The sequence below is a fragment of the Lachnoclostridium sp. An14 genome (assembly GCF_002160755.1).
In the GTDB taxonomy this organism is placed as follows: Bacteria; Bacillota; Clostridia; order Lachnospirales; family Lachnospiraceae; genus Lachnoclostridium_A.
In genome coordinates this window covers 138,450-155,789 of the sequence record NZ_NFLE01000002.1, presented here as the reverse complement: position 1 = coordinate 155,789, position 17,340 = coordinate 138,450, and the positions used below count along the sequence as shown (strand labels likewise).

The 17,340-nt window shown below is 56.6% G+C and carries 9 protein-coding genes; all 9 read left to right on the top strand.

Annotated elements, in window-relative coordinates; genetic code table 11:
* Positions 1-2 precede the first annotated feature (2 nt).
* Positions 3-1,586 carry a protein phosphatase 2C domain-containing protein gene (locus B5E84_RS02235; RefSeq protein ID WP_087218589.1) on the top strand — a complete coding sequence of 528 codons (1,584 nt, stop codon included), beginning with the start codon at positions 3-5 and terminating at the stop codon, positions 1,584-1,586.
* Between the two features lie 179 nt (positions 1,587-1,765).
* Positions 1,766-2,503 carry an N-acetylmuramoyl-L-alanine amidase family protein gene (locus B5E84_RS02230; protein ID WP_087218586.1) on the top strand — a complete coding sequence of 246 codons (738 nt, stop codon included), beginning with the start codon at positions 1,766-1,768 and terminating at the stop codon, positions 2,501-2,503.
* Between the two features lie 15 nt (positions 2,504-2,518).
* Positions 2,519-3,151 (top strand): hypothetical protein, encoded by a 633-nt coding sequence (locus B5E84_RS02225; protein ID WP_087218583.1) that lies wholly within the window; start codon positions 2,519-2,521, stop codon positions 3,149-3,151.
* 112 nt (positions 3,152-3,263) lie between these two features.
* Positions 3,264-5,318, top strand: a complete 2,055-nt coding sequence (locus B5E84_RS02220; protein ID WP_087218580.1) for a vWA domain-containing protein — start codon at positions 3,264-3,266, stop codon at positions 5,316-5,318.
* Positions 5,319-5,457: 139 nt separating this feature from the next.
* Positions 5,458-7,887, top strand: coding sequence for a tubulin-like doman-containing protein (locus B5E84_RS02215; RefSeq protein WP_162612790.1), 2,430 nt, complete (start codon positions 5,458-5,460; stop codon positions 7,885-7,887).
* 37 nt (positions 7,888-7,924) lie between these two features.
* On the top strand, positions 7,925-11,236 hold the full coding sequence (locus B5E84_RS02210; RefSeq protein ID WP_162612789.1) for a tubulin-like doman-containing protein: 3,312 nt from the start codon (positions 7,925-7,927) through the stop codon (positions 11,234-11,236).
* 103 nt (positions 11,237-11,339) lie between these two features.
* Entirely contained in the window at positions 11,340-14,726 is a 3,387-nt protein-coding gene (locus tag B5E84_RS02205) for a tubulin-like doman-containing protein (protein ID WP_087218571.1), read from the top strand.
* Between the two features lie 15 nt (positions 14,727-14,741).
* Positions 14,742-16,670, top strand: coding sequence for a hypothetical protein (locus B5E84_RS02200; RefSeq protein ID WP_087218568.1), 1,929 nt, complete (start codon positions 14,742-14,744; stop codon positions 16,668-16,670).
* Complete coding sequence (locus B5E84_RS02195; protein WP_087218564.1) at positions 16,667-17,335, top strand: hypothetical protein; 669 nt, start codon at positions 16,667-16,669, stop codon at positions 17,333-17,335. Before B5E84_RS02200 ends, B5E84_RS02195 begins: the two co-directional genes overlap by 4 nt.
* The last annotated feature ends 5 nt before the right edge of the window (positions 17,336-17,340 follow it).

The following is a 17,340-nucleotide window of genomic DNA, read 5'->3' as shown; positions in this document are numbered from 1 at the left end:
GCATGGTAGATTATAAGGCATTTCATATCTCCACAAAGGGAACGGGCAATCAGACTCCCCTGAAGGAATACTCCGCCGCCCAGACGGCGGGAAACGCCCAGATCGCGGTGATCGCCAGCGGTCTGGAGGAGAACCTGTGTTTCAGAAGCCATTTGGGCGCGAAATTCGCCCTGGAGGTGGCCCTTCAGGCGGGAAAGACCTTTGCGGAGGAGATGAGGGCGGACAGGCTGTTCCGGGACGCCCAGGCCACAGAGCAGGCCCTCCGTCAGCTGGAGGGGAGCATTATCGTGGGCTGGCAGGACCGGGTGCAGAAACACTGGAGCGGCAGCCCCTTTAAAGAGGAAGAAATCGAGTCCATCGGAAATACGCCGGAGCTGGAGCGGCCGAAGGCGGTGTACCGGTCGGGGAGAAATGTGGAGTACGCTTACAGCGCCCACATCATCATGGCCATCGCCGCGAAGGATTACGTGTTGGTGATCCGAAACGGAAACAGCGGCTGCGTATTCCTCAGCGAGGACGGAACCGGGAAAGAGCCCCTTCCGTGGAATGAGAAGAATACGGACCTCTACTGCACCACCTTCTGCAACCGGGAGGCGCTGCGGGAGTTCCGCCACTACTGCGGAAAGAAAACGCCGGATATGGTCTGGCTCAGCAGCGCCGGGGTGGAGCGTTCCTTTTCGGAAAAGAGCAAGTTCCTGGAGTTCTGCAATTACACGGCGAAGGGGATCAAAAACCCCGCCGAGGACAGCGAGGAGTATTTAAAGGAAGAACTGGTCAAGCTGAGCCGCAGAGGGAGCCACGAGGATATGTCCCTGGCCTTTCTCTGGATGGCGAATATTGTGAAAAAGACGGTTCTGGAAAATCAGAGGAAGAAGGAACAGCAGTCCCAGGCCGTCCAGGCGGAAAAGACAGATAAAAAGGAAACGAAGGAGACTCCGAAAAAAGAGGAACCGAAGAAAACGGAGCCGGAGAAAGCTCCGGAGCCGAAACCGAAAAAGGTCTCAGAGCCAAAGACGGAACCGAAACCGGTAAAGAAGGAGACGGCTCCGAAGACAGCCCCGGCAGGCGGGCAGCAGGCGGCGAAGAAAAAGAGTCCGCTCCCCCTGATCCTTCTGGCCCTGGTGGTCGCGGCCGCAGCGTGGATGCTGTTTGGCGGCTCGAAGGAGCCGGAACCGAAGGAGGCGGAAACCAGGACCGAGACGGTGGCGGAAACGGCGGAGGTCATAACCGTTCCGGAGACGGAGGAGATCCCGGAGACGTCGCCCCAGGAGACGGAGGAAGAAACGCAGGAGGAGACCGAGGCGGAAACGGAGGAAGAAACCGTTCCGGAGACGTCACCTCAGGAGGAGACCACGGAGGCGCCTACTACGGCAGCGCCCACCACGGCAGCTCCCGCGCCGACCCCAGCGCCCACACCGGCGCCCACCACAGCGGCGCCCGCGCCCACGCCGGCCCCCACACCGGCACCGACCCAACCGCCGGAGACGCCGGCTCCCACGCCGGCACCGACCCAGCCGCCGGAGACCCCGGCGCCTACTACAGCGCCTGCGGCGCCCACCCTTCCGGGCCCGAACATCATTTGGTAAGAGCAGCCGTTTCGCCCGGAGGAACTGCCGCGGCAGGGACGGTGTGGAAGGGACCTCATGGTTCAGGGATGAGGTTTTACAAGGTCTGATCTGCCGGAACGGAAGGGTATCCCGTCCGGTTTCCGGCAGTTCCCGGCTTTTGCCGGTTAGATAGATTTCAAAAAAAGGAGAGTAATGTTATGAGAAAGAACAAGATTGCAGCAGCATTATTCATGGCGGCCGCCCTCGTTCAGGCAGCTCCCATGACCGCATTGGCAGCTCAGTGGCAGGGAACGACCGGAGCGTGGTGGTATCAGATGGACGATGGCAGCTACGCCACAGGCTGGCAGAACATCGGAGGAAGGTATTATCATTTTGACGCGGCCGGATATATGCAGACCGGCTGGCAGTACATCGACGGCAAGTGGTATTACTTCGACGCGGCTGGATTCATGCAGACCGGCTGGCAGTATATCGGAGGCAAGTGGTACTACTTCTACGGGCCGGGGGATATGCACACCGGCTGGCTGGTGATCGACCAGAAGACCTACTATATGTTTGACGACGGCAGCATGGCGGAGAACACCTTCTTTACAGACGGCTCCTACTACTATCTGGCCCAGCCGGACGGCACCATCTTAAAGAACACCACCAGGGACGGCATCCGCTATGACGAAGAAGGATGCGCGATGCAGAGGGATGCCTCCGGTGCCTGGACCTACATCGGCAAGGTGGAGGACCGCATTCTGATGGCAGAGCAGACCCTTCAGGAGAAATACCTGCTTCACGAGTACAAATACCACTCCGATTTTGTGGCGGAGGTGCATAACACCCTGGACGGCTCCATGAGCGCCAGCGAGGTAGAGGATTTCATCAACGATACCGAGGAGCTTTTCTGGGACTACTACGATACGGACTACGATAGCTACGAGGAATAAAAAGGAGACGGTACCATGATGATAAAAATCGCATTGGGTTTCTGTCTGGCCGCTGCCTTTCTGTGGGGAGCAATGGCGTGGATGAGACGGAGAAAGGGAATCAGAATCCTGACTTTTGTCTTTGACATCGTTCTCACTGTGATGATCGTGGCGGCAGTTGGTTTTGGAACGGCCGGTTATTACGGGACCGTGAAGGCGGCTGCCGGGGAGGAAACCCTGGCTCCGGAAGGCCCGGAGGAGACAGAGGAAGTGACTGTAGCCGAGCCGGAGCCGGCGGAGGCTCAGACCAGAGCGCCGGAGACCATACCGGAGACCAGTCCGCAGGAAACGGAAACAGAGAAAGAGGACGAGACGGATGAGAAACCGACGGAGGCCCGGAGCCTGGAGGTAAGCACGGCTGCCGCGGAGCCGACAAAGGCAGCTGGGCAATCCACAAAAGCGGCTACGGAGCTGAGGACTTCCACAGCGGCGGCGACGACGGCATCGCCCACCACGGCACCAGAGACGGCCGCCAGGAAAACGGAACCGGAGACGGAGAAAGCGAAGGAAACAGAGCCTTCTGTCCCGGTGGCGCCCGCTCCCCCGGCTCCGCCTGAGGGGACACCAGATGCGGAGGATCCAACGATTCCGCCGCGTCCCACACCCTAGAGCGGGACACAGCTCTCTGACAGAATCGAAAGGTATGCCGGAGCGCGGCGGTCACAGCCGCCTGACCTCCGGCGTAACAGAAACAACAAGGGAAAGATAGAGGTACATAATTATGAAAAAGATGAAACGAGGCTTATGCGCTCTGCTGGCAGCTCTGATGCTGTTCATGACGGGCCTGATCACCAGCTTTGCCGCGGACACGTCGTCGGCGAACCATTTCAACGTGGTATTTGTCATCGACGCCAGCGGCTCCATGAAACAGACGGACGGTTCCCTGTGGCGCTATGAGGCCATGGACTTGTTTTTAGGCCTTTCCACCGATGAAGGAAACCGTATGGGAGCCGTGGTGTTCAACGACGGCATCGTCACCAGGGTGGACCTTCAGGCCATCAGCGGAAAGCAGATGAAGGAGCAGCTCTCCCAGACCCTGAGAAATTCCCAGGTGAGCGGAGACACGGACATCGGAACGGCAATCCAGATGGCTACGGCTATGCTGGATGAGTCCAGGGATACTTCCCTTCCGTCCGCCATCATCCTTCTGTCCGACGGAAACACGGATTTCCCCAACGATACCACCGGCCAGCTGTTAGCCCAGTCTGAGGCCAACAAGCAGGATGCCATCAACCGGGCGAGAAATAATTCCTACCCGGTGTACTCCATCTGCTTAAACGCCAACGGCGCGGCAAACCCGGAGGAGCTGATGGACATCGCCAACGCTACCGGCGGTGTGTTTATGGAAGTAAACAACGCGGAGGACTTAAAGGCCGTATTTGAGAAATTTTACAACATGATCTATTCCACGGCCACCACCCCCATCGTGGACGACATAATTCCGGAAGGCGGAGTGATGGACATTCCCTTTGAGGTTCCCAGCATGGGAGTTGAGGAGGTCAATATCATCATCAGCACCTTAAGCCCGTCTTCTACTTACTCCATCTTCCAGCCAAACGGCCTCGCGTTCACCTCTGGAGAGTTGGAGAACATGACCATTAAGGCGCAGACCTTCTCCGTGATCAAAATCCCCACCCCCCAGGGCGGAACCTGGAAGATCCAGGTGAGAGGCATCCCCGGGGACGCGGTGAAGATCGACATGGTTTACAACGCCTATTTCACCGTAGCTCTGGACGCCGATCCGTCCCAGACCTCCTATGGCACCGGCTCTGAGGTGGCGTTTACGGCCCACATCAAGGACGGAGAGGGCCAGGATCTGGCAGATCAGAGCGTGTACAGCGCCGGAAACGCCACCCTTTCCATTCGGAGCAGCGAGAATGACGGGGAGATCCTTTCCATCCCCATGACCTTAAACGGCCAGGGCAACGCCTACGAGGCCACTGCCAAGCTGGATCAGGACGGCGACTGCTACGCGGTGGCCACTGTGACTGTGGACGGAATGGAGAAGTCCAGCGGACATCTGGAGTTTACCGTGGGCGAGGGAGAGAGCGAGGCAGAGACGACTGCGGCAGCTCCCACAGTCCCGGCCGGCCCCGCCACCGTTCAGTGGAAGATCAATAAGCTCCCCTTTATCGGCGGAACGGCAGAGTATGACTTAAGCGAGCTTTCTCAGGATGTCACCCAGTGGGAGATCACCAAGTCCGATTTTGCCAAGGATGTGGTTTACATGGACGGAGACGCTGTCCTGGCCGCGGACAAGGGCAGCTGTGAGGACGGAACCGTGACCTTGAGCGGAACGGATTCCCAGGGCATGGCTCAGGAGTATGTGGTGGAGATCGCCGTTTCCGGCCTCATCGGAATGATCATTTTCGGCGTGATCGGCCTGCTGATCCTGGCGCTGCTCCTCTTTGTGCTCAGCAAGATCTTAAAGGGCACAAAGAAACACGCCTTCAAGGGAGACATCATGGCCATCGCCTTTGACAACAACTTAGGCATGATGGACGCACCCCAGACCATAAGGCCCAGACAGGGCAAGGAGCCCATGTCCCGCTACCTCAGCGAGGGCGGCGGCGTGGATCTGAAACAGAACTTCTTCCAGGCGGACGAGAGCCCGGACTATATCTGGATCGTTTCCAAGAACGGCCTCTATTCCTCCGGCAATCCGGATAAGAAGGAGAAGAAGATCAAGATCTTTAGCGGTATGGAAGTGACCGTCAGCAAGAACCGCGATCTGGACTGCGGGATTCAGCTGACTTATACGTCTGATCAGATGTAAGGATAAGCATTCCCGTTTTGCGGGGGTCGGAGATTCTCCGCCCTGCAAAACGGGATTTCCGGCAAAGGCACGTTCCCGACAGAGGAAACGGACGGTCGTGGGGACCGTGATTTGCCGTGGGATGAGGAGGAATGGCGCGATGATCTATAAATGGCTTTCCATCGCAGACGGCGGCGGGGTGGACAATCCTTTTTGCCGAGGGGACCGAACCTCGGACGCTGCAGTCTGCATCGGACTGGGCGGGACGGGGAGAGACGCCCTTGTCAAGCTGAAACGGAAGGTATCCCAGCATTTAAAACCTTACAGCGAAGATCCCCTGGCACCCCCCAGCTGCACCAATATCCGGTATCTGCTGATCGACGCCGATGCCCAGATGGCGAATCAGGGGCCGGTGACCGGCAGGCTTGACCGGCTGTCAGAGTATTTTTCCATCTCGAACGGCAATATCAGGGAAGCGTTTGCGAGCGGCATCCTGAAAAGACGGAAGGAAATGAAATGGCTGAATCCTGATTTGCAGGTGTATGATGCAGCGTATGGCGGAGGCGGGAACCGGCAGTTGGGCCGTTTTCTGCTGATGGACAAGGCCGGGGAGCTAAGGCAAAAGCTGACATCTGTGATCCTTGAGGCCGCCTCGTGCAGCCAAAGCGGCCAGGTGGATATTTATATTTTTTCCGGACTCTCCGGAGGCGTGGGAGGAGGCGGGTTCCTGGATACCTGCTACATTGTGCGCAGCGTATTAGAGGATGTAAGGGGCGGCAGGCCGAGCCGGATATACGGCTGTTTCTTTCTGCCGGATGTGAATCCGTCGAAATGGATCTTTTATGAAAGTCCTCTGATCGCTAAACATCTGAGGGCCAACGGCTACGCATCCTTAAAGGAGCTAGACTACCTGATGAACCTGCAACAGAACGGGGGGAGGTTCCGGCAGGACTACGGGGATTTCCTCGTGGACACGGTCCGTCCTCCGGTAGATCAGTGTTTTCTGGTCTCCGGCGCCACCCCTGCCCCCGATGGAACCCGTGTGCGGGATGATTATGACCGGGCGCTGGAGGCTGCGGCAGAACACGTATTTACCCGCCTGATGAAATCGCGTCTGTGGATGGCGGCAGCGCCGGGGAATCCGCAGGCGTCAATGCGGTACGGAGCGTACAGCGGTTACAGCATCCTGGGCGCCGCCGCCGCGGAAATGCCGGTTCAGGACATCGCCACTTACCTGGGGGCGAAACTGTTTCAGCGGCTTACCCCCATGTATGACGCCAGGCCCATGGAGGAAGACCTCCGGGCGTTTATGGCAAAGGGGATTCTCTCTTATGAGAATATCCAGCGCCACCTGATGAAGGGGGTAGTCGATTCGTTTCCTATCCGCGAATATACCCCGAAGGATCTGATCTACGGCATCGCGAACCCCAGAGCGGACGCGGAGGCCTGGCTGAGAGACGCCGAAGATAAAATGAGGCAGAATATGGAGTCCGCGCCTCTGGGAAGTAAGGAACCCCTGACGGATATGGAAAGCCTGGTATTCCAGATATACAAAGAACTGTATGCCGGCTATGCCACGAATCCCGGATACGGCCCTGTTTTTGCCGCGAGGATGCTGGATGACAGATACCCTGGCTTGTTTGCCATCCTCTATGGATGTATCACGGAGAATAAGGGGATCCTCGCTGTCGAGGAGAGGCTGGAGAAAAAGCTGGAGGAGGATGCAGAAGCGGCAGAGGCTCAGTTAAGGAACACCCGTCTTACGGTGTTCAACAACGGGAAGAAACAGGCCGATGGCTACCTGACAGCCTTAAGCAGCCTGTATTCGCACCGGCTCCGCATGGTGCAGTGTTACTGTATGAAAGATGTTTTAAACCGCCTGAGAGTTGAGCTGGAGCGGATGAAGAAGGGATTGTTCGGTGGGATTGCAGACGTCCTGTGGAACGCGAAAGAAACCTTCGACGACAATGCCGGAGTGCTGAGCGGCAGGCTGGACGGCACACTGAAATATGAGCTGGACCGCGCGGTGAATAGCCTGGATATTAACCAGGTGATTCGTGATCTCTCAGTGCGAATGTTTGACCAGTCCCTCCGGTGGATGCCTGGAAATCCGATGGAAATATCCCAGATGATCTCAAAATTTATCCGGGAACAGTTTCCGGGGATCATCCTGATGAGCATGATGCAGTTCCACGGAATTTATCCTGGAAATCACATAGGCGCCGCGCTGTATGAGATGGTGGAAAGGGCGAAACCACGGTTTTGGATGAGCGCAGGATTTCCCACGGGGGAGCTGGGCGTGGAATCGGCCTTCTTTGTCCCCTCCAATGCGCCGGTGCTGGCAAATGCGGCGGTCATTCCAGGAAATCCCGGCGGCGTTTCCGTAAGCTATACGGATGTGACGGACCGGATCGTCCTGGATCACGTCTGGACCGGACTCCCGCTTTACGCCTACGGCGGCCTGAGGGAGCTGGAGCAGGCTTATGAGGACGACCACTCCGCCGGACTTCATCTCTACGAGACGGAGGAGTTAAACTGGAGGACGTTCCTCCCGTCCCCCATCCCGGAGGAATTGCGGGGAAGGAGATAGGGGAGGAAAGGGCAGATGAAGAAAGGAGGTGATGGCAATGGCAGAGAAACGAAAATCTTTGAAACGGAACGGAGAACTCTGCAATCCACTCCACAAAGCAGACGCCCACGAGAGGGCCACGATCTATATCGGGCTGGGCGGAACGGGAGCCGACGTGGTTTCGCATATAAAAAATGAGGTGTGCAAATGGGTTCGGCCGGACCAGGAGAGGGCCGGGGCGCCGGTGCATCAGAACATAAAATTCCTGGTGATCGACTCTGATGGCTGCGGGGAAACCGGTCAGGAATCCTCAGACGAGAGTCTGGATGAGTCGGAATATTTTTGCTTACGCTGTGAAAATATGGCGGGAGCGCTGGCAAAAGCCAAGGCCGGAAGGGACAGGCAGTGGCTGAACCCGGATCTTCCGTCTCTGGAAACGGCAAACGGCGCCGGCGGGATCCGCCAGGTGGGGCGGTTTCTGCTGATGGAAAATGCCCGGAGGCTGAGAATGAGGCTGGCAATGCTGCTCACCGAGGCGGCAAAAGGGGATAAAGATGTTGACGTCTGCATTTACACCGGCGTTTCCGGCGGAACGGGGGGAGCGATTTTCGCGGATGTGTGCTATATCATTCAGGATATTGCAGCTTCCATGGGAATGCAGCGCCGTATGGTGACCCTTTTCGGATACCTCTTTCTTCCGGAGACGCAGCTGTCCATTCCGGCCATCAGCCGGAATCCGGCGCTTGCGAAGGCTTTGCGGATGAACGGATACGCGGCCCTGAAAGAGATCGACTATCTGATGAGCCTGGAGAAGAATGGAGGAAGGTTCCGGCAGGATTACGAAACATTCTCCATTGACAGCCAGAAAGCCCCGGTACATTTGTGCTGCCTCATTCCTGCCGCAGGCCAAACGGATGAGGACGGGGAGGCGGTTTACCGCCGGACCCTGTGCATGGCGGCAGACTGGGCCCTTGCTCTGCTGGTGAAACCGGCGGAGCCTGGTTATATGGACTGTCTGGGAGTCCAAATTTCCGCGGAATGCAGGTATCTGTCGGATACTGTGAAAAAAACGTATGGCGCGTACTGCGGATACGCCATTCCCGGCCTGGCGGAAGTAAAGGTGCCCTGGGATCCGATTCTTTCCTATCTGGGGGCAAAGCTGTTTGAACGGTTTTCCTTTGACCGTGAGGCGGCCCCGGAGGGATCCCATCTTTCCTTCTTTATAGAAAAAAATGAGCTGTCACTGGATCAGATTCTGGAGCGGCTGACGGAGGAGAGCTGCTTTGAGGTCCCGTTTCTCCAATATGAGCCGGAGACCCTGATTCAGAAGGAGCGCCTTCCCGTGGATTTCGCGGAAACGTGGCTTTCCCAGGAGAAAGAAAAGCTCCGGAAAAGGAGAAAGGCGATGGAGCAGCCCTTAAGGGGGTACGAGCCTGCAAGAGGGGGAGATTCCCTGGTTTCCAGGATATATTCCAGCCTGTTTCTGGATTATGTGAGAGATAGAAATTACGGCCCGTTTTTCGCCGCCAATATGCTGGGAGGCGAGCCGGGGCCGAATCTGCTCCAGATCCTCGACGGCTATATCGCGGACAGCGAAACCAGGCTGGCGGAGGAACAGAGCCGGGAGGAGTTTCTGGCACAGGCAGTGCAGGAAACCCTCATTCAGCTGAAAAAGTCCCGCGCCGGCTTTCTGGGAGCCGGGGGGCGCTGGGCCAAAGCGTATTTAAAGGCGCTGGGCGACCAGTATGTCCATCGGCTGCATATGGAGAAATGGCGTCAGATGGGGGAACTCCTCCAGCGGGTGAGAGCCCAGGCAAAGGAGCTGTACCATACGTATTTCCAGGACATGGAAAAGACGCTGAGGGATATGGGCGACGCTTTTGAGGAAGAACGGGATTTCCTTTTAACCGGCGGGGAAGAAACGGGCTGCGGCCTCCATATCTGGGATACGGCGGAGTTTAAGCGCAGCCTGGATCAGGCGGTGGAGGAGGTAAATGGAGATGCGGCCATGGCCGGTCTTCTTACCAGGATGACGGAACAGTATCCATGGGGACCTGGCAGTGAGGACGGGCCAGAGCTCCTGGCGCTCATCCTCTCCCAGTTCATCGCGAATCAGTTCCCGGACATCATGGGAAAAACCGTAACAGACTTTTTAAAGGAATGGTACGGGGCAGAAAATGAACGGGAGCTGGCGGAGGTGATCCGCGGGACGATCCTGGAACTGACGAAACAGACAGAGGAGCGCCGGCGTGCCTCCATGGAGCCTCTCTATCCTGAAAGTGAGATGCCGGAGATGAGCCGGTTCCTGATTCCCTGGGATGTCCCGCGGCTGCCAAACGGTTATGAAGGTGGCGCAAGGAGGACAGAGCTGAGTGACCGGATCGTCTGCATGAGCTACACCGCAGCCCCCCTCTGTGCCTATAGGGGGATGCTGGAGCTGGAGCAGGTATATGAGGAGATTCCCGATAAACGGGGATGCCACCTCTATGAATCGGAGGCTCTGGACTGGAGGGAGTTCCTTCCCTCTCCCATTCCGGACAGTTTCCGCGTCCCTGGATATGAGCGGAGCCGCATCAAAGCCCGCAATGAGGGGCTGATTAAAAGGCTGGAGGAAGCAAAGGAACAGAAGATTGTGCTGTTTGACCGGGACAGATGGATCGTAAGAATTTCAAGGGAGCTGGATCGGAAGACGGTGTTGGAACCCTGTTCCGTGGAGAACGCGGCGGCCGTCATCCAAAGGCTGAAGGATGACAGAGACCACAGGTACGACGGGGAACGGCTGGACCGGATCGTGGAGATCCCCATGGGAAATGCCAAAAGCGGGCTGGAGGACGCGGTATTCCGGGATGAATACCTGCGTTTCCCGGATATCCAGATGCTTGTGGAAACGGAACTGGAGAAGATCCGGGAGATAAACGGACGGATCGCGGAGCTTACGGCCCTTCTGGAGAAGGATAAGGAGGACAGGAGAAAGCACCTGTTCTTTGACGCCATATTTGCCGGTACCATCGAAACGGAGGTATCCAGAATTGTTTACCGGTATGAAGATCTGGGGAGTGAGGAGACGTTAGTCCTTCAGGACAGCAAAATGCCTTACGGCATATGCGCGGTCTACCAGGCATACTTAAATTTTAAAGACGTAAGCGACGAGATGGCGGCCCTGATCCAGGATGAGACCGGGGAGCGGATCGACCATCTGACGAAAGACAGCCTGAAAGCGGCCGAACGGCTGAGAGAGAGGCACTCTCCGGAGGTTCTGGAGATTCTGCTGGACGCGGTAAAACAGGATCCGGACAGAGCGTCTGTGGAACGGTTTTATGAGGAGTTTTTACAGGCGCTGCGGAAGTTCCTGCTCCTTTACCAGGCGTAGGAAGGATCCTGCGCAGAAGGGAATGGCTGCCGGCGCAGCCGCCCGCTATGACATTGCTGGAAATGAAAATTTCAAATAAATACAAAAACAGGAGGAAACGAGTATGGCCATTTATAACAGATTGTCGGTAGGTTCCGGCGGAGGTGTGATCAACAACTTCCAGAAGTCTGAGAGACAACCGGATGCAACCATCTGCATCGGCATCGGAGGAACCGGATCCGACGCGATCAAGAAATTGAAACGAGAGGTGTACAAGAGATTAAAACCGGATGATGAGGACGCCCCTCTCCCCACCTATAAGAATATCAAGTATCTGCTGATCGACTCCGACGCGTCCAAGCTGGGAGCCCAGTCCGACATCGGGGAGATTCAGCGCCAGACGGAGTATTTCGACGTCTCCAACAGCGACATCAAGGCAGCCTTCGCGGCCAAGGACATCTTAAACCGCCGCAACGAGATGAAGTGGCTGAACCATGAAGATATTCCCATCAAAGATGCAGGAAACGGGGCGGGCGGTATCCGTCAGGTAGGCCGTTTCCTGCTGATCGACAAGGCCCCGGCCCTGAAGGCCAAGCTGACAGCCATGATTAACGAGGCGACAGCAGGGGTGACGGGAGAACTGAATATCCACATTTTCTCCGGCCTTTCCGGCGGAACAGGCAGCGGAGCCTTTGTGGACACCTGCTACATCGTCCAGAACGTGTTAGAGTCCATGGGACGGACGGGAAGTTCCAGAGTCTGCGGCTATTTCTTCCTTCCCGATGTGAACCTGGCCAGACCGGAGATTGTCAGCGATCCCCTGGTCAGCAACTATATCCGGGTGAACGGCTACTCCGCTCTGAAGGAGCTGGACTATCTGATGAACCTGGAGGAGAACAAGGGACGGTTTAAACAGAACTACTCCACCTTCAGCGTTGATACGGTGAAACCTCCGGTGGAGCTGTGCTACCTGATTTCCTCCACCACTTCCGGCGGAGTGGCTGTGGAGAACGGCTACGACTACGGCCTGAGCGTGGCTGTGGACTACGTGATTTCCTTTATGTCCAAGGTCACCCTTCCCGCTGGAGTGGCGGCGGGAGCGGCAGACGGCGGCCAGACCCTTCAGGGCCATATCTCCAACCTGGAGCAGGCGAAGAACAGCATCAAGAAGATCCACGGCGCGTCCATCGACTACAACATCATTGGAGCGGCCAACGCGGAGATGCCTCTGTCGGAGATCGCCACCTATCTGGGGGCGAAGCTGTTTGAGCGTTTCGACTCCATGTTTGACGCCACGCCCACGGACAACCAGCTTCAGGAGTTTGTGACGAAGAACCAGCTTTCCTACGAGCAGATTTTAAGCCGTCTCACCAAGGGAGTGGGCTTTAACGTGCCCTTCCCCAAGTACGACGCGAAAGATCTGGTGGCCAGCAACAAGATGCCGGTGGAGAAGGCAGACGCCTGGACCGCCACCTCCTTAGGCAAGTTCCAGGAGAACCGGAAGGCCATGGAGGAGAAGTTAAAGGATTACAAGATCCCGGATACCACCACCTCCCTGATTTCCCTGATTTACAGCAGCCTGTACACCTCCTACGCCACGGATCCCAAGTACGGCCCCATCTTTGCCATGAGGATGCTGTGCGGCAGGAACAATAAGAACCTGCTTCACGTCATCGACGGCTACATCGCAAAGAACGACGAGAAGATGTCCGCCGAGGTCCGTCAGGATCAGCTGCGCAGAAACGACCTGGAGAACGCGGAGGCCCAGCTGAGGAGCGCTCACACCGGACTGTTCGGCAACGCGGACAAGCGGGCCAACGACTATCTGGGAGCTTTAAACAACTGGTACGTCCATCTGTTAAACATCGACAAGTTCAAATATATGCAGGATCTGCTTCGCAGCCTGAGAGCCCAGGTGCAGGAGTTAAACAACAATTTCTTCGAGGTGCTCACCACCGTGTTAGATACCTTGAAGGACACCTTTGAGGACAACTCCAGGATCCTGGTTTCCGGAGTCCGGACGACCAACAGCTATACCTGGCATATCCTGGACATCCCGGACATCCAGAGCCAGCTGGACGATGCGGTGAAGAATCTGGATGTGAGCCTGGTGATGAAGAACTTCATCGTGCGGATGTTCGACGAGTATCCCAAGTGGCTGTCCCAGGATCCCAATAAGATCACCCAGCTGATCTCCGACTTTATCACCAAGCAGTTTTCCGACATCACCCAGGAGACCATCAAGGATTTCTTACAGATCAAGTTCAACACTACGGATCCGATCATGTTGCAGAACCGGATCAAGACAGATATTATTCAGGCTCAGCTGGCCACCAAGGCAGACCCTCTGTTCTGGAGGAACTCCCTGTTCCACATGGACGAGGTGGCGAAGAACTCCACCATTTCCGTTCCCTTCAACACGCCGGAGATCGTGAATGCGGCAGAGGAGTACGGAACGCCGGAGGGCGTTTCCATCCGTAAGACGGGCCTGACGGACCGGATCTTTATGATGCGGTTCTACACCGGAGTGCCGCTGTACGCCTACCAGGGACTGGTGGAGCTGGAGAAGGCCTATGAGGCCGATACCTCCGCCGGCCGCCACCTTTACGAGGCGGGAGAGGTAGACTGGAGAAAGTTCCTTCCCTCCCCCATTCCGGACAGTTTCAAGGTGCCGGGCCACGAGATGCACCGCATTATCGAGCGGAATAAAAAGCTTGGGGATGAGCTGGAGACGGCAAAAGCCAAGGGCATCGTGTTCTACGATACGGTCAACTGGCTGGTGAAGGTGACGAAGGACATGGATCTGGATGCCATGTGCGGAGATTACCACGTTGGCGGCAAGGTAGACCAGAGCAAGCTGGTAGAGGTGATCGACAGCCTGAAAGACTGCCAGGCCAATATGTACGCCGAGAAGAACGTCATCAAGACCGTGCCGATCAGCATCAAGGGAGCGAAACCCGGCGCAGAGGAGGATGTGCTTCGCGACAACTACCTGAGATTCCCGGATGTGGAAGTGATCGTGGAGAAGGAGCTGGACAAGGCTGCCGCTCTGGAGAAGAAGATCACAGAGCTTGAGGAGGAGCTGTCGGTTGGCGGATTGGAAGATAAGTTAAAGAAAGACTTCTTTAACGCCATCTTCACCGGAGTCGCCGAGATGGGCCTGAGCAAGATCGTGTACAAATATGAGGAGTTTGGCATGGAGGAGGTTCTGGACCTGCAGAACAACAAGATGCCTTACGGCAGATGCGCGGTTTATCAGGCATACCTCACCTTCAAGGATCTGAACGAGGAGCTGCGCCTGCGCATCATCGAGGAGGCGGCTGATAAGCTGGATAACCTGGAGGAGGAAGATCTGGAGGTGGCCAAGAAGATCAAGGCCAGATACACCCCCGATTTCTTAAAGAACGTGCTGCAAAACGTGGCCACAGACCGGAACCGGGAGGAGATCAAGGCCTTCTATCAGGACTTCATGCAGGAGCTCCAGACCTATCTGCGCACCTATCAGATGTAGGAAGGAGAACGGAGCGTGAACGGAAGAGAACTGGTAGAGGACTGCACAAGGCTTCTGAAGGTGGAACAGAAAGTGGATACAGGGAGCAACCGGGCCCTGTATCCCGTCATCCTGGTATTTTTTGGTGAGAAAACCCAGCCCTTCGTTTCCGCCGTGCGGGACACCCTGGAGGACAACTGGAACAACTCCAAGTTCTTAAAATACTTAAGCATCGTCAAGGACGGGGACGGCTTTCTCTGCCGGGACCTGGACGGAAAGGGCGAGGGCAGCGACCCGGAGCGTTTTCTGGAACAGGCGGTGGTGGAGATGCTGGCCACAGAGGACTATGTGTTTGAGGATAAAAACCGGGTAAAATTTGAATTCATCCTCTGCGGGGAGGATGAGGACGGAGAGACGTATTACCGCCTGATGCTGGAACTGAACCGCTCCCACAGCTATTCCGTATTAAAGACTCTCTATCTCATGATGGATGAGAGTGACAAGGAGAAGAAGCTGGCCACCCGGCGGCTTCTCTCCTATATTACGGAGCACCGGGAGACGACGAGGGAGGAGCTGGGGACGGTATACCTGCTCAGCAACTATTTAAAAAACGGCACCATGTTAAAGGGAGAACGGCTGCGGTTAAACTACCGCCTGGTGGCCAATATCATCCTCTTGGGCGGCAACCGGGGGGCGGGCGGCAGGCAGGAAAAGATCCAGGCCGTTTACCAGAACGACTGTATTAAGACGGCGGCCTACGCCCTGGTGGAAAAGCAGATCCGCAACATCGCCATCGTCTCCCTCTTAGGAGTGATGGAGGCACTGGAGGACCAGGGAGAGCTGGTCTTCGGGCCGGATCCCACCAGAAACTTTGCCTACACGGACGATTTAAAGAAACGCCTCGGCATCCAGCCCGGCCGGATAAACTGCCTGGAGGAAATCTTCCGAAACGAGATCGCCGTGATTCTTCCCAGGGCGGACGAGCTGGAAGGTCTCCCCTATCTGTCAGAGAAGGACGCAAAGGATGTCCACAGGGACAAAAACATAAACTGGAACGTCTTAAACGCCAGGACAGGAGGAAACTGGGAGCTCTTTTACCAGTCGGCCTTTGAGGAGCCGGTGGCGAAAAAGATGGCGGACCCGGTATTCCAGGAGACCTGCGTCAAGCAGATCCGGGCGGCATGGGGCGAGAAACTGGGATATTTTGACGCCATTTACGGCCTGAAGGACGGAGATGTGATCCGCTCTGTGGAGGAGCTGGAGTCGGTGTCTCCCAGACGGGGGAGCGATTCCCTGGAGGAGCGGATGTGCTTTGAGGCGGAAGATAAGGTAAAAAAGGTCTTCTACGAGGGGATGAGAAGCCTTTTGGCCGATTATCTGAGACAGGTCTTAAGAGAGGCGGAGCGGCTTTCCGCGGACTATGAGAAACTGCTCTCGGAGGTCCGTCAGGAGGACATGGACGACCGGATGGAGAAGAAGACCATCGAGCGGTATTACCGCAACATCGCGGAAACATTCGTGAAGAAGAACGCGGAAAAAGAGCTCCGTCAGGTGTTCCGCTTAGGCTACAGCCAGGAGGCCATGGCGGAGGCGGTGAGAGGGCTGTTCTCCCAGCTCATCCGGGAGAACGAGGTGTACAGCCTGTCCTTCGAGGAGGAGAGAGAGCAGCGCCTGGCCAACGTCAGCGACGAGGAGCGGGAGCTCACCGACACCAATGAGCTGGAGAAGGAGATCGAAGGAAACGGCCGTCTCCACTGGAACCGGTTCACCTACGCCAACCACATCCGGGGCACCTACTATCTGGTGAACAAGGACGCGGAGTACGCGAAACGCCTGAGCGGATCCGTGGAATATTCCCTTTTCCACTTAAACCGGAAGGACTGCATCGAGAAGATCGCGATCTACGATTTGGATCCCATGAACGGCTACTGTGATCTCATAGAAATGGCAGGTGAAATGCAGTGATCATTGAGATAAAGAAAGATTTTGAGGGACATACGATCCAGAACCTGGCCAGGACGGCGGCTCCCATGGAGCACGTATTCTCCTGGAAGTTCGTAAACGCCGGCTTTTTCCTGGTGGCCGTTATGGCCGGGATCGAGGAGATGGATCTGGAAACGGACATCATCCCGGTGCTAAAGGACCGGGGGCAGGAGCTGATGACCACGAAATGGGTGGAGGAGCGGAATCTGCAGCTTTTCCTTGTAAAAGAGCAGGAGTTCATGGCCAACCGGGGCCGTTACTCCATCAGCCGCCAGAAGGTGAAGAACCAGACCCCCTATCAGGTGGCAGTCTACTGCTGCGAGATGGAGGGGGACGCCTTTGCGGTCTATCAGGCGAGGGAGAAGGAAAACCGCACGGCGGTGCCGGTGGCGGTTATGGGAGCGATCCGCTATAAAACCCCGCTCTTTTCCAATCGGACCACCGGCTGCCTGCGGATTGACAAGATCCCCGGCTACGTGGACGGGATGATCGCCTGCAAGCCGTCCTTTAGCCGGCACGCCTTCCCCATCGCAGGGAATTGTCTGGGAAAGGAACTGGCGGTGCTCATGCCGAAGGGAGAGAGCCTGTCCCTTCTGGTGACGGAAAAATACAGACAGTTTTACATGATAAAAGTTGAGGAAGGATGATAGAT

Coding starts and splice junctions, on each gene's coding strand:
- B5E84_RS02230 (WP_087218586.1), top strand. CDS start 1,766: ATGAGAAAGAACAAGATTGCAGCAGCATTATTCATGGCGGCCGCCCTC.
- B5E84_RS02205 (WP_087218571.1), top strand. CDS start 11,340: ATGGCCATTTATAACAGATTGTCGGTAGGTTCCGGCGGAGGTGTGATC.
- B5E84_RS02215 (WP_162612790.1), top strand. CDS start 5,458: ATGATCTATAAATGGCTTTCCATCGCAGACGGCGGCGGGGTGGACAAT.
- B5E84_RS02235 (WP_087218589.1), top strand. CDS start 3: ATGGTAGATTATAAGGCATTTCATATCTCCACAAAGGGAACGGGCAAT.
- B5E84_RS02210 (WP_162612789.1), top strand. CDS start 7,925: ATGGCAGAGAAACGAAAATCTTTGAAACGGAACGGAGAACTCTGCAAT.
- B5E84_RS02225 (WP_087218583.1), top strand. CDS start 2,519: ATGATGATAAAAATCGCATTGGGTTTCTGTCTGGCCGCTGCCTTTCTG.
- B5E84_RS02220 (WP_087218580.1), top strand. CDS start 3,264: ATGAAAAAGATGAAACGAGGCTTATGCGCTCTGCTGGCAGCTCTGATG.